Below are 24,283 nucleotides of genomic sequence, written 5' to 3'. Positions count from 1 at the left end.
GTCTGCTCGGACCCGTCGGCACGACTCGCTCCGCGGATGCGCCCGGGGTCAGCCGGTGGGTCTAGCCTTGCCCGCTGTGAGCATCGGGGACGTGTCGAAGCGCGTGCTGCTCGGCCGCAAGCTGCGCAGCTCGCAGCTGGGGGAGACGCTGCTGTCCAAGCGGATCGCGCTCCCGGTGTTCGCGAGCGACGCGCTGTCGTCGGTGGCCTACGCCCCGGACGAGGTCTTCATCATGCTGTCGCTGGCCGGCGCGTCGGCGTACGTGTGGTCCTGGAAGATCGGCATCGCCGTCGCCATCGTGATGACCGCGGTCGTCGCGTCCTACCGCCAGACCGTGCATGCCTACCCCAGCGGCGGGGGCGACTACGAGGTCGCGACGGTCAACCTGGGGTCGAAGGCCGGCACGGTCGTCGGCAGCGCCCTGCTCGTCGACTACGTCCTGACGGTCGCCGTGTCGATCTCCTCCGGCGCCCAGTACGCCGCGTCCGCGATCTCGCCGCTCAACGGGCACGAGGCGACGTTCGCGACGCTGCTCGTGGTCGTCCTGGCGGCGCTCAACCTGCGCGGGATCCGCGAGTCGGGGACCTTCTTCGCGATCCCGACGTACGCCTTCATGGTCGCGATCCTCGGCATGTGCGCCTACGGGATCTTCGAGCTCGCCGCCGGGACGCTGCCACAGGTGAAGAGCGCCGAGCTCGACCTGATGCCGGCACCCGGGTACGGCGACCAGATGACGACGTTCGCGCTGATCTTCCTGCTGGCCCGGGCCTTCTCGTCCGGCTGTGCGGCGCTGACCGGGGTCGAGGCGATCTCGAACGGCGTGCCCGCCTTCCGTCGCCCGAAGAGCAAGAACGCCGCCACCACGCTGCTGCTGCTCGGCATGATCGCGATCTCGATGATGCTCAGCGTCATCGTGCTGGCGAAGCAGATGGGGCTCAAGCTGGTCGACCCCAACGACCTGGACCGGCTCACCATCGACGGGCAGCCCGTGCCGGCCGACTACGACCAGCACACCGCGATCTCGCAGATCGCCCAGGCGATCTTCGCCGACTTCTCGCCGGGCTTCTACTTCGTCGTCACCGTCACCGGCGTGATCCTGGTGCTCGCCGCCAACACCGCCTTCAACGGCTTCCCGGTGCTCGGCTCGATCCTGGCCCGCGACGGCTACGCGCCACGAGCGCTCAACTCGCGCGGCGACCGGCTCGCCTACAGCAACGGCATCCTCTTCCTCGCGGTCATGGCGATCATCCTGATCCAGGTGTTCAACGCCGAGCCGACCCGCCTGATCCAGCTCTACATCGTCGGCGTCTTCGTCTCCTTCAACCTCAGCCAGCTCGGCATGATCCGGCACTGGACCCGCCACCTGAAGACCGAGCGGGACCTGGGCGAGCGCCGCCGGATGTACCGCTCCCGGGTCATCAACACGGTCGGCCTCAGCTTCACCGCCGTCGTGCTGGTCATCGTGCTGATCACCAAGTTCTTCGCCGGAGCGTGGATCACGATCGTCGCGATGATCGTCTTCTACCTGCTGATGCGCGGCATCCACCGTCACTACAGCAACGTCAACGACGAGCTCGCCGCCGACGAGGACGACAAGGTGCTCCCGACGCGGGTGCACGCCATCGTCCTGGTCTCCAAGCTGCACAAGCCGACCCTGCGGGCGCTGGCCTTCGCGAAGGCGACCCGCCCCAACGTGCTCGAGGGCGTCTACGTCTCGGTCGACGCCGACACCACCAACCGGCTCCTCGAGGAGTGGGACGAGCGCAACATCGACGTGCCGCTCAAGGTGCTGCACTCGCCGTACCGCGAGCTGGTCCGGCCGATCGTCGAGTACGCCATGGAGATCCGCAAGGCCAACCCGCGCGGCGTCGTGTCGGTCTTCATCCCCGAGTACGTCGTCGGGCGCTGGTGGGAGCAGCTGCTGCACAACCAGACGGCGCTCCGCCTCAAGGGTCGCCTGCTCTTCGCCCCCGGCGTGATGGTCACCTCGGTGCCCTACCAGCTGCGGTCCTCCGAGCTCGCCCGCGAGCGCGAGGAGCGCGAGGGCGCCTGGGTGCGGCCCTCCGAGCTGCGGATGGGCAACGTCCAGACCCGCTCCGACAACGATCGCCAGATCCAGCCGTGAGCCGGCCCCAGCGTCGCGGCTCGCACCGTCCGCGGGCCAAGCAGCCCCGAGGCGCCTCCCGCGTCGGCGAGCGGTTCGAGGCGATCGTCGGCCCGGTCGCCCACGGCGGGCACTGCGTCGTACGCCTCGACCCGCCGGAGGCGCGCGTCGTCTTCGTCCGGCACGCCCTGCCCGGCGAGCGGGTCGTCCTGGAGATCACCGAGGGCACCGACGGCGACCGGTTCTGGCGCGGCGACGCGGTGGAGGTGCTCGAGGCGTCTGCGGACCGGGTCACCGCGCCGTGCGTCTTTGCCGGCCCCGACCGCTGCGGCGGCTGCGACTTCCAGCACGTGGCGCTGCCGGCCCAGCGCGCGCTCAAGACCGCCATCGTCCGCGAGCAGCTCTCCCGGCTGGCCGGGCTGACGTGGGCGGGCGAGGTCGAGGCCGTGCCCGGTGACGTCGACGGGCTGCGCTGGCGCACCCGGCACCACTTCGTCCACACGTCGTCGGGTCTGGGGATGCGCAAGCACCGCTCACGCGAGGTCGTGCTGGTCGACGACTGCCTGATCGCGCGGACCGATGCCCGCGAGCCCGCACCCGGCATCGTCGTCGAGACGGTGGAGCCGCACGAGTTCCAGGTGGCCGGCGACGGCTTCTGGCAGGTGCACCCGGGGGCGCCTCGCATCCTCGTCGACACCGTGCTCGGCATGCTCGCGCCGCAGCCGGGCGAGACCGCGCTCGACCTGTACGCCGGGGTCGGGCTCTTCAGCCGGTTCCTGCTCGACGCGGTGGGGGAGCGCGGACGCGTGGTCGCGATCGAGGGCGACCGCACCGCCTCCGACCTCTCCGGGCGCAATTGCCCGGGCATCACCGCGCGGGCGGGCTCCGTCGACGAGGTGCTCGCCACCTCGTTCGACCAGCCCTTCGACCTGGTCGTGCTCGACCCGCCGCGCGAGGGCGCCCGCCGCGCCGTCGTCGAGCAGGTCGTCGACCGCGCTCCCCGGGCAGTCGCCTACGTCGCCTGCGACCCCGCGGCCCTGGCCCGCGACCTCGCGACCTTCGCGACCCTGGGCTACGAGCTGCAGGAGCTGCGCGGCTTCGACCTCTTCCCGATGACGCACCACGTGGAGTGCGTCGCGCTGCTGACCCGACGAGGGTGACCGGCCCTCAGCGGCGCGCGGCCCGGATGCGGCACGACGTACCCCGGTCGAGCTCGACGGCCTTGAGCTGGAGTGCACTCCAGGTCGTACGTTCGAGGGCATGACTGCGACGACCTCCAGCAAGACCTGGTTCATCACCGGCGCGTCCCGCGGCTTCGGCCGTGAGTGGACGATCGCCGCCCTCGAGCGCGGCGACCGGGTCGCCGCCACCGCCCGCGACACCAGCACCCTCGACGACCTGGTCGAGAAGTACGGCGACGCCCTGCTGCCGCTCCGGCTCGACGTCACCGACCGGGCGGCCGACTTCGCCGCCGTGCAGCAGGCGCACGCCCACTTCGGTCGCCTCGACGTCGTGGTCAACAACGCCGGCTACGGCCACTTCGGCTTCGTCGAGGAGCTGACCGAGCAGGAGTTCCGCGACCAGATGGAGACGAACGTCTCGGCGCGATGTGGGTGACGCAGGCCGCCCTGCCGTTCCTGCGCGAGCAGGGCTCGGGCCACATCCTGCAGGTGTCCTCGATCGGCGGCATCTCGGCGTTCCCGCTGGTCGGCGCCTACCACGCGTCGAAGTGGGCGCTCGAGGGCTTCTCGCAGGCCCTGTCGCAGGAGGTCGCCGGCTTCGGCGTCCACGTGACCCTGATCGAGCCCGGTGGCTTCTCGACGGACTGGGGCGGCTCGTCGGCGAGGCGCTCGGAGGAGCTGCCGGCGTACGCCGAGCTGCACGCCCAGACCGCCGAGGCCCGCAAGAAGCGCGTCGGCACGCCGGGCGACCCCACCGCGTCCGCAGCGGCGGTCCTGGCGATCGTCGACGCCGAGGAGCCGCCGCTGCGCGCGTTCCTGGGCTCGGCGCCCCTGGGGATCGCCAAGGCCGACTACGAGTCGCGGCTCGCGAGCTGGGAGCAGTGGCAGCACAACGCCGAGCTCGCGCAAGGCTGAGGCGGGCCCGGTGGGAGGGTCGGTGTCGCCAAGCCGCTCGACATCATGTATCTTGATATCAAGAGATATCGCGCCTTCCACGCCCGCGCCGACTTAGGGGAGCCTTCCTTTTACGGGGGTCCCAGGCGGCGGCAGGATGGGAGCGAGCAGCCGAGACGACGACGAGACATCAGGAGATGACTGCTGTGGCCAGTCAGGACAGCTTCGGTGCCAAGAGCACCTTGGACGTGGACGGCAAGTCCTACGAGATCTTCCGCCTCGACGCGGTCGAGGGTGAGGGCCTGGACGTCAAGAGCCTCCCGTTCAGCCTCAAGGTGCTGCTGGAGAACCTGCTCCGCACCGAGGACGGTGCGGACATCACCGCCGACGACATCAGGGCGATCGCCGGCTGGGACGCGGACGCCGACCCCAGCAAGGAGATCCAGTTCACGCCGGCGCGCGTGATCATGCAGGACTTCACCGGTGTCCCGTGCGTCGTCGACCTCGCCACCATGCGCGAGGCGATGGCCGACCTCGGCGGCGACCCGTCGAAGATCAACCCGCTCGCGCCCGCCGAGATGGTCATCGACCACTCCGTCATCGCCGACGTCTTCGGCACGCCCGAGGCCTTCGAGCGCAACGTCGAGATCGAGTACGAGCGCAACCGGGAGCGCTACCAGTTCCTGCGCTGGGGCCAGGGTGCCTTCGACGACTTCAAGGTCGTCCCGCCGGGCACCGGCATCGTGCACCAGGTCAACATCGAGCACCTCGCCCGCACCGTCTTCACCCGCGAGGTCGACGGCGAGCTGCAGGCCTACCCCGACACCTGCGTCGGCACCGACTCCCACACCACGATGGTCAACGGCATCGGCGTGGTCGGCTGGGGCGTCGGCGGCATCGAGGCCGAGGCCGCGATGCTCGGCCAGCCGGTCTCCATGCTGATCCCGCGCGTCGTCGGCTTCAAGCTGTTCGGCGACCTGCCCGAGGGCGCGACTGCGACCGACCTGGTCCTCACGATCACCGAGATGCTGCGCAAGCACGGCGTCGTCGGCAAGTTCGTGGAGTTCTACGGCCCCGGCGTCTCCGTGCTGCCCCTGGCCAACCGCGCCACCATCGGCAACATGAGCCCGGAGTTCGGCTCCACGATCGCGGTCTTCCCGATCGACGCCGAGACCACCAAGTACCTCGAGCTCACCGGCCGCTCCGAGGAGCAGCTCGCGCTGGTCGAGGCGTACGCCAAGGAGCAGGGCCTCTGGCACGACCCGGACGCGGAGCCGCGCTTCTCCGAGCGGCTCGAGCTGGACATGGCGACCGTCGTACCGTCGCTCGCCGGCCCCAAGCGCCCGCAGGACCGCGTCTCGCTCTCCGAGGCCCGGGAGTCCTTCCGCACGGCCCTCGCCGACTACGTCGATGACTCCGGCGACCAGAACGGGTACGACGAGGCCGTCGCCGAGTCCTTCCCGGCCTCGGACGCGCCGTCCAACGGGCACGGCGAGGCCCCGCCGGCCGGTCACGTCGCCGCCGGCTCCGGCCCGCACGGCCGCCCGAGCAACCCCGCCCGGGTGACGCTGGCGGACGGTACGTCGTTCGAGCTCGACCACGGCGCGGTCACGATCGCGGCCATCACGTCGTGCACCAACACGTCCAACCCCTCGGTCATGATCGGTGCGGCCCTGCTCGCCAAGAAGGCCGTCGAGAAGGGCCTGGAGCGCAAGCCGTGGGTCAAGACGACCCTCGCGCCCGGCTCCAAGGTGGTCTCCGACTACTACGACAAGTCCGGCCTCACGCCGTACCTCGACAAGCTGGGCTTCAACCTCGTCGGCTACGGCTGCACGACCTGCATCGGCAACTCCGGGCCGCTCATCCCCGAGGTGAGCCAGGCCGTCAACGACAACGACCTCGCCGTCGTCTCGGTGCTGTCGGGCAACCGCAACTTCGAGGGCCGGATCAACCCGGACATCAAGATGAACTACCTGGCGTCCCCGCCGCTGGTCGTCGCCTACGCGCTGGCCGGCTCGATGGACGTCGACCTGTTCAACGACCCGCTGGGCAAGGACACCGACGGCAACGACGTCTTCATGAAGGACATCTGGCCGACGCCCTCGGAGATCGAGGAGGTCATCGCCGCGGCGATCAGCTCCGAGATGTTCGACGAGAGCTACCAGGACGTGTTCGCCGGCGATGCCGCGTGGCAGTCGCTGCCGACCCCGGAGGGCAAGACGTTCGCCTGGGACCCGGAGTCGACGTACGTGCGCAAGCCCCCGTACTTCGACGGCATGCCGGACACCCCGGAGCCGGTCACCGACATCGAGGGCGCCCGCGTCCTGCTCAAGCTGGGTGACTCGGTGACCACCGACCACATCAGCCCGGCCGGTGCGATCAAGAAGGACTCGCCCGCGGGCACCTACCTCGCCGCGCACGGCGTCGAGGGTCGCGACTTCAACTCCTACGGCTCGCGCCGTGGCAACCACGAGGTCATGATCCGCGGCACCTTCGCCAACATCCGGCTGCGCAACCAGCTGGCTCCCGGCACCGAGGGCGGCTTCACCCGCGACTTCACCGTCGACGGCGCACCGGTCACCACGGTCTTCGAGGCCTCGGAGAACTACATCAGCGCCGGCACCCCGCTGGTGGTGCTGTCGGGCAAGGAGTACGGCTCCGGCTCGTCGCGCGACTGGGCGGCCAAGGGCACCTCGCTGCTGGGCGTCAAGGCCGTCATCGCCGAGTCGTACGAGCGCATCCACCGCTCGAACCTGATCGGCATGGGCGTCATCCCGCTGCAGTACCCCGAGGGCCAGAGCGCCGAGTCGCTGGGCCTGACCGGCGAGGAGGAGTTCTCGATCTCCGGGATCACCGAGCTCAACGAGGGCCGGACGCCCAAGACGGTGAAGGTGAGTGCCGGCGACGTCGAGTTCGACGCCGTCGTCCGGATCGACACCCCCGGCGAGGCGAACTACTACCGCAACGGCGGCATCATGCAGTACGTGCTGCGCAACCTCCGCGCGCAGACCGCCTGATCCACCGCGAGTCGGCGCCAGATCGCAGTCGAGTCGGCGCCAGTTCTCACCCCGGTGTGAAAACTGGCGCCGACTCGGCGTCTCGGACCCCTCCCTGGGCGTGGGTCGCGGCGTGAGTAGGGATGTGACCCTTCCTGGAGGAGCCCGATGACCACGCTGGACGACCGGCTGCCCGGGCGGCTGAGCGACCTGGCCGACCACGCGCCCGCTGGCGGCCCGGTGGCCGGGCTGTGGGCGGCGGGCGTACGGCGTCGCCGCGCCCGCCGGACCGCGGCACTCGCTGGGGTGGTGGGTGTGCTGGTGCTGGTCGCCGGTCTCACCGCCGTCGTGCATCGACCGCCCGACGCGGCGCCCGCACCGGCGAAGGTCCCCGTCGACCAGCTGCACCTGCCGCGCACGGCGTACCCGCCGAGCCCGTGGGCCCACGGCACCGACGAGGTGGGCGCGCCCGGCCCGCTGGCATTCGTCAGCGGCGCGGAGCGGCGGAGCACCGACGGCCTGACCGGCTCGCAGGAGACCTTCGAGCCGTTCGGGGTCTCGGCGGTCGACGGCTCGGCGGTCTTCCTGGACCTCAGCGGGACGACCCTCGAGGGCGTCGGCGGCCATGCGCTCACCCTGTCGCCGGACGGGACGAAGGTCGGCTACACGCGCTACACGTCGGGTCACCGGGTGCTCGGCTTCGCGGTCTACGACACGATGACCGGCGCGACGCGGATGCTCACCGACCCAGCACGGCCGGTGATCGGCGCCGCGGACCTGGTCGACCTGCGCTTCAGCGGCGACTCCCGCTACCTCGAGACCGCCTACGCGCGGGACGGCTCGGCCGACACCGGTCATGCCTCCCTCGTGATCTGGGACGTGCGGACCGGTGCGCTGACGGTGGCCGAGCCGCCCGGGCACCACTGGCTGCCCAACCTGGGATCCGCGCCCTCCGGCATCGTCTGGTCGCGCGGAAGGAAGACCTCCACCTACGACCCGGCCTCGGGCCGCACCACGTCGGTCGAGGGCGACCCCGGGGTCGTCGAGGCGTCGTACGGCCCCGACGACGAGGCCTTCGCCGCGATCACGAAGGGTGAGACCGCCCAGGACCCGTGGCGTCTCCTCGTGGGCCCCGGCTCCGACGACCTGGCGGGCGTGTCCCTGGACATCGATGCCGACCAGCTGCTCGGGTGGCGCGACGCGACCCACGTGGTCGTGCGGCAGCTGCCGACCGGGGAGGCCGCCGAGGTCGACCTCGTCAGCGGCACCTCCTCGTCGCTGGGGCTCGACGTCGCCGGGCGTCAGATGGAGCTGCCGTCGTACGCCGCCGACCTGTGGGCGAACCCGCTGGTCGACGGGTCTCCCGCGGCGCACGCCGGCGACCCGCGCCTGCCGTGGTGGCTGGCCGGCGGAGCCGCGTGCCTGGCGCTGGTCGGCGCCTGGCTGGTCCGGAGGCGACGTGTCCGGGTCTGACCAGGAGGGCTTCGAGCAATTCGTCGCCGCCCGCCGTACGGCGCTGCTGCGGACGGCGTACCTGCTCACCGGCTCACGCGAGGACGCGGAGGACCTGGTGCAGGTCGCCCTGATCAAGACGGTGCCGCACTGGCGCCGGATCGCGGACCACCCGGAGCCGTACGTCCGCACGGTGCTCGCCCGGGAGAGCGTGAGCCGGTGGCGACGACGGCGTTGGCGCGAGGTGCACACCGCCGAGCTGCCCGAGACCCCCGTCGCCGGCCCCGGCGACGACCGGGTCGCCCTGCAGCGGGCGCTGGCTCGGCTCGCGCCCCGGCAGCGGGCCGTGATCGTGCTGCGCTACTACGAGGACCTCACCGAGCGCGAGACCGCGGCCGCCCTCGGCATCTCCGTCGGCACCGTGAAGTCGCAGGCGCGGGACGCCCTGGCCCGCCTGCGTGCGGACTCACTGGATACGGTCTCCCCATGATCGTCGCCTTCAGCATCTCCCCGACGACCGGTGACGACACCGGCAGCGTCTCCGAGGCGGTCGCGGCCGCCGTCCGCGTGGTGCGCGAGTCCGGGCTCCCCAACGAGACCAACGCGATGTTCACCAACATCGAGGGGGAGTGGGACGAGGTGATGGCCGTGGTCAAGCAGGCCGTCGAGGTCGTCGCCGCGGTCTCGCCGCGGGTCGGCCTGGTGCTCAAGGCCGACATCCGGCCCGGCTTCACCGGCGAGATGACCGCCAAGGTGGAGCGGGTCGAGCGCCTGCTGGGCGACTGATGTCGGAGATCCCGCCGCCGCCGGCCTACCCGCCGCCGGGCTACACCCCGCCCCCCAGCGAGCCCGTGCTGGTGTCGGCGTCGGGCCCCGAGGCGCCCCGGCCTTCGCGGGCGCCGGTCATCGCGCTGGCTGCCGTGGCGGTGGCGCTGGTGGTCGCCCTGGCGGTCGCCGTGCCGATGCTGGTCAACGACGACGCGCCGATCCCGCGCGACCTCGCCGCCGTGAAGTCGTACGACGACCTCGAGACCGACCACACCACCGACCCGGTCGACTACCCGCAGAGCCCGCCCGTGGGTGGACCGCACAACCCGGTCTGGCTGGACTGCGGCGTGTACGACGAGCCGGTGCCGAAGGAGAACGCCGTCCACGACCTCGAGCACGGCACCGTGTGGATCAGCTACGACCCCGACCTCGATGCCGACGACGTCGCCACGCTGACCGACGCCCTGCCGCAGAACGGCATCCTGGCGCCGTACGCCGATCTGGAGGCCCCGGTCGTCATCACCGTCTGGGGGCGCCAGCTGGCGCTCGACGGCGCGGACGACCCGCGACTGGCGCTCTTCGTCAAGACGTACGGCGGCGGGGAGACCGCCCCGGAGCCGATGGCGTCGTGCGCGGGCGGCGAGCGGGACCCGGGCACGAGCGACGACTCGGGGTCCGGCACCGAGGTCTGAGCGCTAGACCCGGGCCCGCTCGGCCATCAGCTGCACCTCGGAGTCCACGAAGCCGACCGAGCGGTAGATCCGGATCGCGTGGTGGTCCGGGTCGGCCACGGTCACCAGGGTGGTCGCACCGAGCCGGCGGAGCGCATCGCTCCCGGCCGCGTGCACCAGGGACCCGGCGACCCCGCGGCCGCGTGCCTCCGGGTGGGTCTGGACCTCCTGGAAGCGAGCCACCCGGTTGCCGGCGCGCACGACGCCCATCGTCGCGACCAGGCGCCCGGAGTCGAACGCGCCGTACCAGGTGCCGTCCCCGCGCTCGGTCAGCCGCCGCTCGGCGGCCGCCTTGCGACGGGTGAAGTCGGCGAAGCCGTCGGCGCCGCCGTCGTGGCAGGCGAGGTCGAGCGACACCCGTTGCGCCCAGTCGTCGTCGTCGCCCGCCAGCGGACGCAGCTCGGCGCTGGCGTTGGGGCGCGGTGGTGGGTGCACGGCGGTCGCGGTGAGGACCACGGACGCCTCGACGTCGAAGCCGGCGTCCGCGAAGGCGTGGAGGTCGGCCCGGCTCCCGTCGGGGTCGTCGAAGCCGTAGGTCCGGTGCGCGATCCCCGGCAGCTCCCGGCTGAAGAGGTCCTCCACCAGGTCCAGGTCGCGGCGCAGCGGGGTGCGCCGGAGCAGCAGGAAGTTGCCCCAGCGGTAGGTGGGGTTGTCGGGCGTGCGGACCACGACGTACGTCGGGTGCTGCTCGACCCGGCTGCCGGACAGCGTGAGGATCGCGAGATCCGTCTGCCAGCCGCGGGAGAGGACTTCCATGAGCGGACCGTAACCGGCCGATGTCACCATGAGCACATGGATTCGATGACGGTGGAGTTTCGTACCGGGCACGACGAGGCCGTGCTCGACCTCACCGACGACTGCCGCGACTTCGTCGCCCGGCGCGGTGACGGACTGCTGCAGGTCTTCGTGCCGCACGCCACGGCCGGGATCGCGATCCTCGAGACCGGTGCCGGCAGCGACGACGACCTGCTGGCCGCCCTCGGTGACCTGCTCCCGGCCGACGACCGCTGGCGGCACCGCCACGGGAGCCGGGGGCACGGGCGCTCCCACGTGATGCCGGCGATCGTGCCGCCGCACGCCACCGTGCCCGTGCTCGACGGCCGAATGGCGCTCGGCACGTGGCAGAGCGTGTGCCTCGTCGACCTGAACGTGGACAACGAGGTCCGCGAGGTGCGGTTCTCGTTCCTGCGCAGCGGCTAGGCCGGTGGGGGTGGTTTCGAGGCTCGGGCCTGGCGGCCCTCGCACCTCAACCACCGCGGGTTGGGCGGTCGGCGTGAGCGAGTCGCACGGTGGTTGAGGTGCGAGCCGCGCTAGCGGCGAGCCTCGAAACCACCGGGCCGACGGCACGACAGCGGGGCCCGATCGCTCGGACAGACCGTGTGAGATCGTGTCCCGGTTGTGCTGCGACGGGGGAGTGACGAGTGAGGCGCTGGCGGTACCGGCCGCTCCAGGCGGCCGCGGTCGCGGCTCTGGCCGCGCTGATCACCGCGTGCGCGGCGTTCGCGCCGCTGTACTACCGCGCGATGCAGCAGTCCCTGGCCGAGATCACCCTCGACAACGCGCCGGTGATCGGCAACAGCCTGCAGCTCACCTCCGTCCCGGCCGCCGGGTCCGCCGAGGTGGCGTCGGTCGAGGACATCGCGAGCAGCGTGCCGAGCGGCGTACGCGACGACTTCCGGCCCCCGATCCTCGGCTACACCGCCGCCTCCGCGATCGCGCCGGGCGGTCCCGACCTCCCCGCCGGCGACCTGATCTGGCGCGGCGGTGCCTGCCGGCACCTGACCTTCGAGGCCGGCGGCTGCCCGAGCGGACCCGGCGAGATCGCGGTCAGCCAGGCAGACGTCGACAACTTCGGGTACGACGTCGGCAGCACCGTCAAGGTCCTCGGCGCGCCGACCGGGGAAGCCGCCGACCCGCCGGCGGTCGCGCTGGAGGTCGTCGGCGTCTACCGGCAGCGGCCCGGCGACTACTGGCTGGGGCAGACGCTCACCGGGCGCTCCGGCACAATCAGCCCGGGGCCGCCGTCCTTCCTCCAGCACGACACCTGGATCACCGACCGCGAGACGGTCGACGGCGCGGAGTCGCAGCTGCTGGTCACGTCCTCGACGGCCGGCTACCTGCTGGACCGCGACGGCGTCGGCGTCGATGAGCTGCTCGACCTCGGTCCGGCGATCACGGCGCTGCACGCCCCCGGCGCCGACAGCGCCGACCTGCGGGTCGTCTCGGGGCTGCCCGAGCTCGCTGACGACGTGCAGCACCAGATCGACCAGTCTCGCGTCACCGTCCCGCTGCTCCTCGCCCAGCTGTGCCTGCTGGTCCTCGTCGTGCTCTGGCTGGTCCTGCTGGCGATGACCGAGCAGCGTCGACCCGAGGTCGCGCTGGCCCGCCTGCACGGCCGCGGCCGCCGCGGTGCCCGGGCGCTGCTCCTGGTCGAGCTGCTGCCGATCACGCTCGTCTCCGTGGTGCCGGGGGCGGTGCTCGCGCTGCTCGCGGCGTGGTTCGCCCGGGCCGTCGTACTGCCGGGGGAGCCGCCCTTCGAGATCGGGTGGCCGTTCCTGGTCGCGGTCGCGCTGTCGGCCGTGGTGCTGGCGGTGCTGACCGTGGTCGCCGTCGGCCGGGTGGTCCGCGAGCCGGTCGAGCGGTTGCTGCGCCGGGTCCCACCGCGTCGTACGGGCTGGAGCCTGGGTGTCGGAGAGGCCCTGGTGATCGCGGGCGCGGGCGGCATCGTCATCGTCTTCGCCACCGGGGGCCTCGACGGCCCGTCCGCGCTGGCCGCGCCCGGCCTGCTGGCGATCGTCGTCGGGCTGGTCCTGGCCCATCTGACCACCCCGACGGCCGCGCTCGTGGGTCGTCGTGAGCTGCGCCGCGGCCGGGTGCGCAGCGGGGTCAGCGTCCTCGACGCCGCACGCAGCCCGGCCACCAGCCGGATCGTCGCGATGGTCACGCTCGCGGCAGCGCTGGCGGTCTTCTCGGCCGACGCGCTGGCCGTCGGCGACCGCAACCGGACCTCGGCCGCCGAGCAGGAGGCGGGCGCCGCTCGGGTGGCCGACGTGAGCGGCGCCGACCTGACCGGATTGCGGGCCGCGCTCGACGAGGTCGATCCGGACGGGCGGCGGGTCACTCCGGTGGTCGAGATCCTGCCCGGCAGCTCGGACGCGGCCGGCACCCTCGCCGTGCTGCCCGAGTCCTTCCAGCGGATCGCCCTCTTCCCCGGCGGCGGCCCCAGCGCGGCTCAGTGGGACCGGCTCCGCGCTCCCCGCACCGCCCCGATCGAGCTCACCGGCACACAGCTCAGCCTCGATCTCGTCGACTCCACGCTGGTGTCCGAGCGCGTGGACGGTACGACGACCTCGGTCACCGTCGGCGTCGACCTGGTCGACGCGTCGGGCCAGCCCCTGCACGACTCGCTCGGGAAGCTCTCCGGGCCGACCCAGCGGCAGCGACTGACCCGTCCCGTGGACTGCGCCGACGGCTGCAAGCTCGTAGGCATCTGGATCGGCACCCTGCCCAGCGCCACCGTCACCGGCAGCGCCACCCTCCAGCACGTCACGACGCAGCCGTCCGGCGACAGCGTGGCCGTGGGGCCTCCCGCACGGTGGCGGGCGTTCGAGGGCGAGGACGGCAACGCGATCGAGGCCACCGGCGGCTCCGCCGACTCGCTCACGGTCCGGGTCGACGGCGAGGGCGCCGCGCTGCTGACCCTGCAGCAGACCTGGATCCCGACCGTCGTGCCCACGCTGGTCGCGGGTGCGCTGCCGCCCGACAGCAGTGGTGGCTCCTACACCTTCGCCGGCCTCGACGGGCAGGCGCAGGACGCCCGACGGGTCGGCACCATCGACCGGGTCCCGGCCTCGCCGGCCAACACCTACGTCGCGAACCTCGAGACGCTGCAGCGCGGCCGGGCCGCCGTCAGCACGGACCGCTTCCAGGTGTGGTTCGCTGACGACGACCCGGCACTGCTCGCCCGCGTCACGAAGTCGCTCGAGAAGCGCGGTCTCGGCGTCATCGGCAGCCGGACCCTGGGCGACGTACGACGGGGCTTCGACGAGTCGGCCGCGGCCTGGAGCCTGCAGCTGGCGGTGCTGGTGGGGGTGGCCGCGCTGCTGATCGGTGCCCTGGTGCTCGTCGTCAGCGCGGTCAGCACCTGGCGGATGCGGGCGCGCGACCTGGCGGCGCTGCGGATGAGCGGCGTCTCGGCGCGAGCGACCCGGTCGATGGCCGTCACGGCGCAGCTCCCCGCCCTGGCGGTCGGGATCGTCGCCGGCAGCCTCGCCGGCCTCGCCGGGGCCCAGCTGGCGCTGCCCATCGTGCCGCTCTTCACCGAGGACCCCGAGGTCTCGACGCTCGACCTGAGCACGGCGTGGCCGGCGGTGGTCGCGGCCACCGTGGCCGTCGTCGTCGTGCTCGGGCTCACCAGCCTGCTGATCGGGCGCGCCCTCGCCGCTCGGGCGGACCTTCGTCGACTCCGGGAGACGTTGTGACAGGCCTGCGCGTGAGCACCCAACGCCTGGTGCACATCTACCGCTCCGAGGGACACGAGGTGGCCGCCCTCTCCGGCGTCGACCTCGACGTCGCCGCGGGGGAGATGGTCGGCCTGCTCGGCCCGTCCGGCGCCGGCAAGTCGACACTGCTCAGCCTGCTGGCCGGGGTCTTCCGGCCGAGCGCCGGCAAGGTCTTCGTCGGCCCGGTGGAGCTGTCCGCGGCCAGCCCCCGCCAGCTCGACGAGCTGCGCGCCCTCGAGGTGTCGCTGATGCTCCAGGGGGCGGGGCGCAACCTGCTGCCGTACTTCACGCCGTACGAGAACGTCCGCTTCGCCCAGGGCGCCGCGCGCGCCGCCGGCAAGCAGCTGCTCGAGCCCGCCGAGGTGCTCGGGTCCGTCGGGCTCGTCGCCGAGGCCCACCGACCGCTGGGCGAGCTGAGCCCCGGCCACCTGCAGCTCGCGGCGCTGGCGGTGGCGATGGCACCGCAGCCCGGCCTGCTGCTCGCCGACGAGCCCACCAGCCAGCTCGAGCACCGCGCCCGCGACCTCGTGCTGGAGCGGATGGCCACCCTCAACCGGGAGCTCGGCACCACGGTCGTCCTGGTCACGCACGACCCCGACGTCGCCGCCTTCCTGCCACGGACCATCACCATCCGCGACGGTCGGGTCGGCGGTGAGGGACGCAGCGGCGAGGAGTACGCCGTGGTGACGCCCGACGGGTTCCTGCCGCTCCCGCTGCACGTGCGCGAGGACCTGCTGCCGGGCACCCTGGTCCGCTTCCACCTCGTCGACGGCAGCTACGTCCTGATCCCCGAAGCGACCGATCCCGAGGAGGGCGCCGCCGATGAGTGACCTGCTCGCCGAGGGACTCGAGGTGCGGTACGGCGACCTCGTCGCCGTCCAGGCTCTCGACCTGACCCTGCGCACCGGTCAGCTCCTCGCGGTCACCGGCCCGTCAGGGGCCGGCAAGTCGTCGCTGCTGTGGGCGCTCGGGGCCGCACTGCGCCCGAGCGCCGGCCGGGTGCTGCTCGCAGGGACCGAGCTGACCGGGCGTGAGCAGGCAGCCGGGCTCGGGGTGGTCGTCGTGCCGCAGGGCAACGGCCTGGCCTCGTCGCTGACGGCGGCCGAGAACGTCATCGTGCCGCTGCTGGCCGGGCGGGTCGCGTCCGACGACGCGGCTCGTCGTACCGCCGCCGCCCTGACGCTCGTGGGCCTCGAGGAGAGCGGCAACCACCTGATCGAGGAGCTCTCCGGAGGACAGCAGCAGCGGGTCGCGCTCGCGCGGGCGTTCGCCGCCCGGGCGCGGGTGCTGCTCGCCGACGAGCCCACCAGCGACCTCGACGCGGCCAACCGGGAGCGGATGATGGGCGCCCTGCGTGCCGAGGCGGCGCGGGGCGCTGTCGTGGTGATGGCGACCCACGATCCCGAGTCGGCCGAGCAGGCCGACGGCGAGCTGCACCTCGACGAGGGCGTCGCCACCTGGCGCCGCCCGCTCGCCTGACTCCAAGCCAGCTCCCAGTCGACCTCAAGGGGTCGTCGTCAGAGTCGTCCCACCAGACCACCTCTGACCACATCTCCGAACGGGAGCACCACCGTGTCTCGCATCCTCTACCGCCTCGGTCACAGCACCGCGGCCCACCCCTGGCGGACGATCTCCGCCTGGCTCGTTGTCGTCGTCGTCGCGTTCGGGCTCGCGAACGCCTTCGGTGGCACCAACCACGACGACTACGACATCCCGGACGCCCGGGCGCAGGCCGGCATCGAGCAGCTGCGCGCCCACGTCCCGGACGGCGGCGGCGCCACCGCGCAGGTCGTCCTCCACGATCGACAGGGCGACCGCCTCGAGGCCGCCGACCTGGCCGGGCTCACCGAGCGCCTCGCCGCGCTGGACCACGTCAGCTCGGTCAGCGAGCCGCGGCTCTCCACCGACCGGGCCACCGCGCTGGTGACGGTGTCGTACGACGCGCCCGTCACGGAGCCCGACCTCGTCGGGGCCCACGGCTACGACCCGCTCGTGAGCGCGATCGAGCCGCTGCGTGACGCCGGCCTCCAGGCCGAGCTGGGCGGCGAGCTGCCGGGCAGCGCCGAGTCGGCCATGAAGGGGACGGGTGAGCTCGCCGGGATCATCGCCGCGCTGGCGCTGCTGATCATCGCCTTCGGCTCGGTGGTCGCCGCCGGTCTGCCGCTCGCGGTCGCGCTGATGGGGCTGGCGGTCGGCTCCGCCGGGATCACCCTGTTGGCCGCCACGATGGACGTCTCCACGGCTGCGCCCACGGTGGCGACCATGGTGGGTCTCGGCGTCGGCATCGACTACGCCCTGCTGCTGGTGACCCGTCACGTCGAGTTCCTCGGCGGGGGTCTGGACCGGCGCGACGCCGCCGGCCGGGCGATGGCGACGGCCGGACGCTCCGTCGTCTTCGCCTCCCTCACGGTGCTGATCTCCCTGATGGGGCTGCGCCTCGGCGGGCTCCCGGTCTACTCGACGTTCGGCTACGCCACCGCGATCGCCGTCGTCTCCGTGCTCGCCGCCGCACTCACCCTCGTGCCGGCGCTGTGCGGGCTGGCCGGTCGTCGGTTGATGCCGCGGCGGGTCCGCAAGGGTCTGCCGGCCCGCTCGCGCAAGGCGCCGCTCACCGCGCGCTGGGCGGCCCAGGTCGTCAAGCGTCCGGTCGCCGCGGCCCTCGCCGCGCTGGTGTTCCTGCTCCTCCTGGCTGCCCCGGTGCTCGGCATGCGCACCTGGCCCCAGGACGGCAGCAGCAACAGCCCCGACACCTCCGTGCGCCAGGCCTACGACCTGATCGCGACGGGGTACGGCGCGGGCGCCAACGGACCGTTCACCATCGTGGTCGACCCGGCGCAGGCCGACCCGCAGGCGGTCGCGACGCAGGTCGCCGACCACCCGGGCGTCGCCGACGTCACCACCCCGGCCACCACGCCCGACGGTGCGATCTCGGTGTTCACCGCTGAGCCGGCGTACGGGCCGTCCGACGAGCGCACCTCCGACCTCGTCACCGAGCTCCGGGCCGACCTCCCGGCCGGCGTCGAGGTCACCGGCACGACGCCGCTGTACGCCGACATCTCCGGGATGCTCTCGAGCCGGCTCTGGCTGGTCGTCGGGTTCGTCGTCGCGGTGTCGGTGCTGCTGCTCGCGATGATGTTCCGCTCGGTCGTCGTACCCGTGAAGGCCGCCGCGATGAACCTGCTGTCGATCGCGGCGTCGTACGGCGTGCTCGTGGCGATCTTCCAGTGGGGCTGGGGCGGGAGCCTCCTCGGCGTCGACCACGCCGTCGCCGTGTCGAGCTGGATCCCGATCCTCAACTTCGCGATCCTCTTCGGGCTGTCGATGGACTACGAGGTCTTCCTGCTGTCGCGGATCCGGGAGGACTGGCTGCGCACCGGCGACGCCACCGGCAGCGTCGAGCGCGGGCTGTCCGCCACCGGCCGGGTGATCTCGTCGGCCGCGGCGATCATGGTGGTCGTCTTCCTGGGCTTCGCCACCGAGGCCGACACGGTCGTCAAGCAGCTCGGCTTCGGCATGGCGGTCGCGATCGCCCTCGACGCGACGGTCGTCCGGATGGTCCTGGTCCCCGCGACCATGACGCTGCTCGGCAAGTGGAACTGGTGGCTGCCGGCCTGGCTGGACCGCCTCCTCCCGACCATCGACGCCGAGCAGGACGACGCGACGCTGTGGGCCGAGCTGGACGCCGACGAGACGAAGGTCGGTGTCTGAGATGTCCACGACCCACCCCTCCTGGCCGCGGCAGCTGCGGCTGCCCGGCCAGGTGGCGGCCCCGGACGGGCCGATCGACATGCGGATGATGTACGTGATGCACCACGCGTTCCGCCGTGACCTCGACCTGTTCTCGGCCGCGGTGCGCACCACCCCCGCGACCGAGCGGGCGACGTGGTCGCTGCTGGGTGAACGCTGGGATCTCTTCGCCGAGGTGCTGCACGAGCACCACACGGTCGAGGACGACGGGGTCTGGCCGGCGCTGGCCGGGGTCGGCTCGGTCGAGGTCGCCGCGACGCTGGCGGCGATGGAGGCCGAGCACGCCGAGATCGACCCGCTGCTCGAGGGGTGCGCGGCCGGCTTCCGTCGACTCGCCGCACACGCCGACGAGGACGCCCGGGCCGCACTCGCCGTGCGCGTGTGCGCGGCACGCGAGTCGCTGCGTCGTCACCTCGCCCACGAGGAGACCGAGGCGATCACGATCATCCAGCGGGTGCTCACCCCCGAGGACTGGGAGCGGATCGAGGCGGAGCACGTGCCGCCGGTGCGCCTCCGCAAGGCGCTGCGGGTCGTCCCCTGGGCGGCGTACGGCGTCCCGCGCGAGGCGCTCGACCGGGTCTTCAGCCAGCCGGGCGGCGGTGGCTTCCGGGCGATCTGGCGGCTGACCCGGCGGCGGTTCGCCCGGCGGCATGCCCGGACCTTCCGGTTCGTCTGACTGCGGCCCGGGTGGGGCGGGGGGCCCGGGGGTGGCGGTGGGCTTTCCACTGATTCGGGCGCGCAGACGGTGGATCTCCCACCGCTCGCGCGGGCGGCCCGGGGTGGCGGTGGGTCCTCCACTCATTCGGGCGCGCAGACGGTGGATCTCCCACCGCCCACCGCGGGCGGCCAGGGGTGGCGGTGGGTGCTCCACCGATCCGGGCGCGCACGCGGGCGACTCAGGGGTGGCGGTGGGCTTTCCACTCATTCGGGCGCGCAGACGGTGGATCTCCCACCGCCCGGGCGGGCGACCCGGGGTGGCGGTGGGTCCTCCACCGACCCAGCCCGCGCAGACGGTGGATCTCCCACCGCCCACGCGGGGGGCCCAGGGGTGGCGGTGGGTCATCCACTGATCCAGCCCGCGCAAACAGTGGATCTCCCACCGCTCACCCGCACCCAAGCCGCGCGCTCAGCCCACGCCGGGCACGATCCGGATGTCGCGGACGGCTCCGTCGCCGAGGGCGGCAAGCGCGTCGGCGTACGCCGGGCTGTCGTGGGCGGTCCGGGCCGCGTCGACCGACGCGAACTCGATCACGACCGTGCGGGTCGGCTCGCCGGCCTCGTAGGTCTGCTCCGGAAAGCCGCGGGCGATGAACCTGCCGCCGGCCGCCTCGAGGGCGGGGCCGGCGAGCTCGGCGTACGCCTGGAGCTTCCCCTCATCGCTGATCTCCCGGTAGATGCTGATCCAGTACGCGCTCATGACCGACATCCTGCCCGAGCCAGCTGCAGATGCGGACGCCGAGCCGCGGCTCAGAAGCCGAAGTGCTCCCGCTCGCGCAGCACCCACTCCTCGGCGCGGGTCGCCTCCCAGTGCCGGCAGCACTCCAGGGCGTCGTCGGCGTGCCGGGCGGCGAGGTCGTCGTCACCGACCGCGTGGGCGGCCATCGCCAGGAACATGTCGACCGGTCCCATGTAGGTCCCCGAGCCGGCCCCGGCAGGACGACCGGTGTACGGAGCCAGCCACTCGTACGCCGTCGCCGCCAGCTCACGGTCGCCGAGGTGGCAGGCCGCCTCGGCCGCCATCGAGACCGCCAAGGTCGTGAACCAGGTGTCGGCGGTGAGGGCCTCGGTGACGTCGTCGCGATGGGTGAGGAGGTGCTCGCGGGCCTCGTCCAGGCGACTGACCCGGCACAGCATCGCCGCCCGTGAGGTCGCGAGCGGGAGGAAGGTGTCCTCGGCGAGCGCCACCAGGCCGTCGAGGACCGCTGCGTCCTGCCCCTGCCAGATGGCCTGCATCATCAGCGCGCCGGCGAGCGACTCCTGGTTGCCGACGATCGACACCATGTCGCCCACGGAGAAGAGATGGGCGACGTGCCGCTCGACCTCGTCGAAGCGTCCGCGCATCGCCGCCCACGCGGTGTCGAGCGAGTCGAGGAGCAGGTAGGCGTAGAGGTGGCGCACCCGGTCGGCCTCGGCGCGGCCGGCCACGAGGCACTCCGCGAGGATCTCCACCTCGCCGAGCTCCCCGGCGGCGACGGCCCGCAGTGCGAGCGCCGAGGCCAGGGCGACGTGGTCGTCCAGCTCGCGGGCCACCTCGGCGGCCGCGGAGGTGAGCTCCAGCCGCAGCGGGGCGGTGGCCGGACGCCAGATCGCGATCGTGGCGCGCAGGCAGGCGTCGACGACGAGGCCCCGGTCGCCGAGCCGGCGCGCCATCGCCACGGCCTCGTCGGCCAGCGCCTCGCGCTCCAGGGAGCTCGCGCTGTAGTAGATCTCGCTGGCCAGGGCGAGCATCACCCGACAGCGGCGGGGGTCGTCACCGTCGGGCAGCCCGTCCAGGGCCCGCCGCAGGGCGGAGACCAGCACGTCGTCGACCACCCCCGCCGCCGGGGTCCACAGCGAGCCGGTGCTCGTCATCTCGCCGGCCCGGGTGAGCAGGTCGACGTCGTCGGCCTCGTCGGCGACGTCGATCGCCTCGTGGGCGACCTCGCGCAGCTCCACCCACCGGCCGGCACGACGCAGCACCTCGGCCAGGTCCGCCAGCACCTCGAACCGCTCGGCGGCGGTCGACGCCTGGTCCTCGTCCTGCGCGCCGAGCGCGTGCTCGAGCATCTCCAGGGCCTCGACGTAGGCGTAGACGGCCATCGCCGACCGGGCGGCGGCCTGGGCGGCCGGCCAGGCCCGCGACAGGTGGCGCGGCCCGGCCGCCAGCCAGTGCCAGGCCACCTCGGTCTCACGCTGGGGCCGGCCGCTCAACGCCTCGGCGGCGCGGGCGTGCACACGCGCGCGCCGGGACTGGGGCAGCCCGCTGCGCACCGTGTCGCGGACCAGGGCGTGGTTGAAGCGGAAGCGGTCCACACCGTCCTCGGCGACCAGGCCGGCCTCGATGGCCGGGTCCAGCCGGTCGAGGACCGCGTCCTCGTCCACGTCGGTGACCGCCGCCAGGGTCGAGAGGTCGAAGATGCGCCCCACCACGCTGGCGGTCTGCAGCAGGTCCTGGGTGGCCGGGGCCAGCTGGGACAGCCGCCGCGAGAGGACCTCGTGGACGGCGGCGGGCGGGCGTCCCTCGGCCACGAGAGCGGCGACGTCGCCGTCACGGGCCAGGCGCGCGTACTCCACCAGGAAGAAGGGATTGCCCTCCGTACGTCGCCGCAGCGTGTCGGCGTCGGCCTCCGACGGCTGCGCCTCGGCGACCTGGGCGAAGAGCTGCGAGGCGGCCTCGGCCGAGATGCCGCGCAGCTGGAGGCGCAGGGCGTGCTTGCGGGCCAGCGCCTCGGCGACCTCAGCCAGGGCGCCGGTCGGGGTCGGGTGCTCGCGCCAGGTGGCCACGACGAGCAGCCGGGCGGGGCCCTCCTCCGCGACCGCCTCGGTGAGCAGCCGCAGCACTCGCAGGCTCGAGGTGTCGGCCCAGTGCAGGTCATCGAGCACGAGCAGCAGCGGCGCCTGCTCGGCGGCCTGGAGCACCGTCTGCACGACCGTCTCCCACGCCCGGAAGGCCGCCGCGCCGTCGTGGCCGTCCTCGGTCGACGGCAGCGCAGACCCGAGCCGCTCCAGCACGGTCGACCACGGCCAGAGGGCGGGCGCCCCGTCGTCCTGCGAGCACCGGCCCCACGCGATGGTCAGCCCGTGATCGGCGGCGTACGACGCCAGCTCGATCGCGAGGCGGCTCTTGCCGATCCCGGGCTCACCGGTCAGCGCGACGAAGGCGGGTGACGCACCGCTGCCGGCCACGACCCGGTCGACCAGGTCGGTCAGTGCGGCCAGCTCGTCGTCGCGCCCGGCCATCGACCACGGCCACAGCGTGGGGAAGGGGAGCGGCGCTCGGGCCTCCGGTCCGCTTCCGGCACGCGGCTCGGTGGCGCCCGTCGAGACGCCCACGGGCGGCGATCCGGCGGGCGCGGCGAGCGGGATCTCGTCCTGGCGGAGCACCGCTGCCTGCACCGCGCGGAGCTCGGCGCCCGGCTCGAGGCCGAGCTCCTCGTCGAGCACGTCGCGCACCTCGCGCAGCACGGCCAGGGCGTCCGCCTGTCGACCGGACCCGACGAGGGCGAGCGCCCGCAGCGCCCACGCACGCTCCCGCAGCGGGTGGGCGCGCGTCAGCGAGTCGAGCTCGGCGGCGACGGGGGCGTACAGCCCGAGCAGGATCCCGAGGGCCGCCCGGTCCTCGGTGGCGAGGACGCGGAGCTCCTCGAGCCGGGCCCGCTCCGCTGCGGCGGCCGGGACGTCACCGAGCTCCGCGAACGGCACCCCGCGCCACAGGCTCAGCGCTTCCACCAGCGAGTCGTGCAGCAGGATCAGCCGGCCGGCATCGGGGGAGCCGGGCGGCAGGCCGCGGGCGTGGCAGAGGGCGTCGGCCACCGGCGCCACGAGCGTGTGCGCCGAGGACACCGCAGTCTCGAAGGCCACCGTGTCGAGGTCATCGTCCGGCAGCCGCAGCGCGTAGCCGGGCTGCTCGGTCACCAGCAGCGTGCCGCCTCCGCGGGTGGTGCGGTCCGGCTCGAGCGCCCGGCGCAGGCCGGCGACGTACCCCTGCATCGTGCCGGAGACGCCTGGCGGCGGGGAGCCGTCCCAGACCAGGTCAGCGAGGGTGTCGACCGCGACCGCTCGTCCGCGGTGCAGCGCCAGGGCGGCGAGCAGGGCGCGCTGCTTCGGGCCGCCGAGGTTGACGGGACCCGCAGGCGCGACGGCAACCGTCGTGCCGAGGACGCCGATCCGCATGAGCGCAGGATAGGGGCGTTCAGCGCAGGGTGTCCGCAGATCCGAGACGCCAGACGGCCAGACCGTGCAGGTGGTGCCTGCGGGCGAGCGCGACACGGTGCCGGTAGGACCGGTGGTCGGACCACCACAGCCGGGTGCCGTCGCCGAGCCGCGCGCTCCACTCACCCTGGCGGGCGTGCCACGTCGCGCGGGCGTGGTCGCGCGCGACCAACCTCCTGGCCTGGGCCACCGTGACGGTGCGACCGACGCCGCGGCGCGGCCAGGTGTAGCCGTAGCCCGCGACCCCGAGGTCGACCTGGCGGGCAGGGACGACGCGCAGGATCGTGCGCAGCGCGGCCCGCTGCCAGGGCAGCCCGCCGACCGGGCCGGCGCCGGACCAGCCCGGACCGTGCTGGTCGTAGGTCATCAGCTTGATCACGTCCACCGCGCCGGCCAGCCCGGCGAGGTCGTAGCCACCCTGGCGGTAGCCCGACAGCGACGTCGACGCGCTGATGTCGATCGTCACCGTGCGAGTGGCCGGCATCGCGCGCTGCAGCGCCCGCGCCAGCCGCACCAGGCCGTCGGCGTCGGAGGCACGGACCAGCTCGAGGTCGATGTTGACGCCGTCCCAGTGGCCCGCGGCGACGTACGACGCCAGCCGCCGCGCCACCGCCGTGATCCGACCGGACCGGGAGAGGAGCCGGTGCGCCGCGCGGGCGTCGAAGTCGCCGAGCCGGTCGCTGTAGTTGCCGACCAGCAACTCGGCGGTGAGCCCCTGGCGGTGGGCCGAGCGGGCCAGGCGGCGCGCCCCGCTGCTGGGCCGGGTCACGCCGGTGCCCGACGCGTTGATCGAGACCCCGGCCACGCTGAGGGTGCTCAGACCCTCGGCGTTGCGGCGCACGAGGGCGGACGAAGCGTCGTCCAACGCCCAGCCCGTCACGGCCAGCCCGGCCGGCTCCCGCGCCGCCGCGGGCAGCGGTGCGACGACCAGAGCGATCCCGACGACGGCCCCGAGCACACGATTCATGCGCCCACCCTGCACCACTACCGTGTCGGC

Annotated in this window: 17 protein-coding genes and 1 pseudogene; 14 read left to right on the top strand and 4 right to left on the bottom strand. The window is 73.3% G+C overall.

Annotated elements, in window-relative coordinates; all coding sequences use genetic code 11:
- The first annotated feature begins 76 nt into the window (after nt 1–76).
- The 8 genes and pseudogenes from N542_RS27900 (at nt 77) to N542_RS24935 (ending at nt 10,087) form a co-directional block, all read left to right on the top strand.
- Nucleotides 77–2,125: an APC family permease gene (locus N542_RS27900; protein ID WP_231482667.1), complete on the top strand. Its 2,049-nt coding sequence runs from the start codon at nt 77–79 to the stop codon at nt 2,123–2,125.
- On the top strand, nt 2,122–3,264 hold the full coding sequence (locus N542_RS27895) for a class I SAM-dependent RNA methyltransferase (protein ID WP_028644522.1): 1,143 nt from the start codon (nt 2,122–2,124) through the stop codon (nt 3,262–3,264). The genes N542_RS27900 and N542_RS27895 overlap by 4 nt, the downstream gene beginning before the upstream one ends.
- A gap of 100 nt (nt 3,265–3,364) precedes the next feature.
- Nucleotides 3,365–4,200 (top strand): annotated as a pseudogene (locus N542_RS24950) (SDR family oxidoreductase).
- Between the two features lie 176 nt (nt 4,201–4,376).
- The gene (locus N542_RS0114360) at nt 4,377–7,196 is read left to right on the top strand and encodes an aconitate hydratase (protein ID WP_036507827.1); all 2,820 of its coding nucleotides are present in this window, start codon (nt 4,377–4,379) and stop codon (nt 7,194–7,196) included.
- 147 nt (nt 7,197–7,343) lie between these two features.
- Nucleotides 7,344–8,648, top strand: coding sequence for a hypothetical protein (locus tag N542_RS24940; protein WP_028644520.1), 1,305 nt, complete (start codon nt 7,344–7,346; stop codon nt 8,646–8,648).
- Nucleotides 8,635–9,117 carry a SigE family RNA polymerase sigma factor gene (locus N542_RS0114350; protein ID WP_028644519.1) on the top strand — a complete coding sequence of 161 codons (483 nt, stop codon included), beginning with the start codon at nt 8,635–8,637 and terminating at the stop codon, nt 9,115–9,117. The genes N542_RS24940 and N542_RS0114350 overlap by 14 nt, the downstream gene beginning before the upstream one ends.
- The gene (locus tag N542_RS0114345; RefSeq protein WP_028644518.1) at nt 9,114–9,413 is read left to right on the top strand and encodes an MTH1187 family thiamine-binding protein; all 300 of its coding nucleotides are present in this window, start codon (nt 9,114–9,116) and stop codon (nt 9,411–9,413) included. The genes N542_RS0114350 and N542_RS0114345 overlap by 4 nt, the downstream gene beginning before the upstream one ends.
- Nucleotides 9,413–10,087, top strand: a complete 675-nt coding sequence (locus N542_RS24935; RefSeq protein WP_051551785.1) for a DUF3105 domain-containing protein — start codon at nt 9,413–9,415, stop codon at nt 10,085–10,087. Before N542_RS0114345 ends, N542_RS24935 begins: the two co-directional genes overlap by 1 nt.
- Nucleotides 10,088–10,090: 3 nt before the next feature.
- On the opposite strand, the gene N542_RS0114335 is transcribed toward N542_RS24935, so the two are convergent.
- On the bottom strand, nt 10,091–10,882 hold the full coding sequence (locus N542_RS0114335; protein WP_028644517.1) for a GNAT family N-acetyltransferase: 792 nt from the start codon (nt 10,880–10,882) through the stop codon (nt 10,091–10,093).
- 36 nt (nt 10,883–10,918) lie between these two features.
- Between N542_RS0114335 and N542_RS0114330 the strand changes: the two genes are divergently transcribed.
- The 6 genes from N542_RS0114330 (at nt 10,919) to N542_RS0114305 (ending at nt 19,051) form a co-directional block, all read left to right on the top strand.
- Entirely contained in the window at nt 10,919–11,326 is a 408-nt protein-coding gene (locus tag N542_RS0114330; RefSeq protein ID WP_028644516.1) for a YjbQ family protein, read from the top strand.
- A gap of 221 nt (nt 11,327–11,547) precedes the next feature.
- On the top strand, nt 11,548–14,607 hold the full coding sequence (locus tag N542_RS0114325; protein WP_028644515.1) for an FtsX-like permease family protein: 3,060 nt from the start codon (nt 11,548–11,550) through the stop codon (nt 14,605–14,607).
- 11 nt (nt 14,608–14,618) lie between these two features.
- Entirely contained in the window at nt 14,619–15,458 is an 840-nt protein-coding gene (locus tag N542_RS0114320; protein ID WP_231482665.1) for an ABC transporter ATP-binding protein, read from the top strand.
- Complete coding sequence (locus tag N542_RS0114315) at nt 15,451–16,107, top strand: ATP-binding cassette domain-containing protein (protein WP_028644513.1); 657 nt, start codon at nt 15,451–15,453, stop codon at nt 16,105–16,107. The genes N542_RS0114320 and N542_RS0114315 overlap by 8 nt, the downstream gene beginning before the upstream one ends.
- A 93-nt stretch (nt 16,108–16,200) precedes the next feature.
- Nucleotides 16,201–18,336: an MMPL family transporter gene (locus tag N542_RS0114310; protein ID WP_028644512.1), complete on the top strand. Its 2,136-nt coding sequence runs from the start codon at nt 16,201–16,203 to the stop codon at nt 18,334–18,336.
- A 1-nt stretch (nt 18,337) separates the two neighbouring features.
- Nucleotides 18,338–19,051 carry a hemerythrin domain-containing protein gene (locus tag N542_RS0114305; protein WP_028644511.1) on the top strand — a complete coding sequence of 238 codons (714 nt, stop codon included), beginning with the start codon at nt 18,338–18,340 and terminating at the stop codon, nt 19,049–19,051.
- Between the two features lie 450 nt (nt 19,052–19,501).
- On the opposite strand, the gene N542_RS0114300 is transcribed toward N542_RS0114305, so the two are convergent.
- The 3 genes from N542_RS0114300 to N542_RS0114290 are packed head-to-tail and all read right to left on the bottom strand — an operon-like array spanning nt 19,502 to nt 24,253.
- Entirely contained in the window at nt 19,502–19,792 is a 291-nt protein-coding gene (locus N542_RS0114300; protein ID WP_028644510.1) for a DUF1330 domain-containing protein, read from the bottom strand.
- Between the two features lie 50 nt (nt 19,793–19,842).
- A complete protein-coding gene (locus N542_RS0114295; RefSeq protein ID WP_028644509.1) occupies nt 19,843–23,247 on the bottom strand; it encodes a BTAD domain-containing putative transcriptional regulator in 3,405 nt (1,134 codons plus the stop codon).
- 19 nt (nt 23,248–23,266) lie between these two features.
- On the bottom strand, nt 23,267–24,253 hold the full coding sequence (locus tag N542_RS0114290; protein WP_036507817.1) for a glycosyl hydrolase family 18 protein: 987 nt from the start codon (nt 24,251–24,253) through the stop codon (nt 23,267–23,269).
- Nucleotides 24,254–24,283 lie beyond the last annotated feature (30 nt).

Origin of the sequence: Nocardioides sp. URHA0020, assembly GCF_000620705.1 — a bacterium.
Lineage (GTDB): Bacteria > Actinomycetota > Actinomycetes > Propionibacteriales > Nocardioidaceae > Nocardioides.
The sequence above is the reverse complement of the archived record's forward strand: the minus strand, read 5'-3'. Positions and strand labels throughout refer to the sequence as shown.

What these genes read in the sequence shown, in the direction of transcription:
- N542_RS0114295 (WP_028644509.1), bottom strand. Translation starts at nt 23,247, where the DNA reads ATGCGGATCGGCGTCCTCGGCACGACGGTTGCCGTCGCGCCTGCGGGT.
- N542_RS0114335 (WP_028644517.1), bottom strand. Translation starts at nt 10,882, where the DNA reads ATGGAAGTCCTCTCCCGCGGCTGGCAGACGGATCTCGCGATCCTCACG.
- N542_RS0114305 (WP_028644511.1), top strand. Translation starts at nt 18,338, where the DNA reads ATGTCCACGACCCACCCCTCCTGGCCGCGGCAGCTGCGGCTGCCCGGC.
- N542_RS24935 (WP_051551785.1), top strand. Translation starts at nt 9,413, where the DNA reads ATGTCGGAGATCCCGCCGCCGCCGGCCTACCCGCCGCCGGGCTACACC.
- N542_RS0114300 (WP_028644510.1), bottom strand. Translation starts at nt 19,792, where the DNA reads ATGAGCGCGTACTGGATCAGCATCTACCGGGAGATCAGCGATGAGGGG.
- N542_RS24940 (WP_028644520.1), top strand. Translation starts at nt 7,344, where the DNA reads ATGACCACGCTGGACGACCGGCTGCCCGGGCGGCTGAGCGACCTGGCC.
- N542_RS0114360 (WP_036507827.1), top strand. Translation starts at nt 4,377, where the DNA reads ATGACTGCTGTGGCCAGTCAGGACAGCTTCGGTGCCAAGAGCACCTTG.
- N542_RS0114315 (WP_028644513.1), top strand. Translation starts at nt 15,451, where the DNA reads ATGAGTGACCTGCTCGCCGAGGGACTCGAGGTGCGGTACGGCGACCTC.
- N542_RS0114330 (WP_028644516.1), top strand. Translation starts at nt 10,919, where the DNA reads ATGGATTCGATGACGGTGGAGTTTCGTACCGGGCACGACGAGGCCGTG.
- N542_RS0114290 (WP_036507817.1), bottom strand. Translation starts at nt 24,253, where the DNA reads ATGAATCGTGTGCTCGGGGCCGTCGTCGGGATCGCTCTGGTCGTCGCA.
- N542_RS0114345 (WP_028644518.1), top strand. Translation starts at nt 9,114, where the DNA reads ATGATCGTCGCCTTCAGCATCTCCCCGACGACCGGTGACGACACCGGC.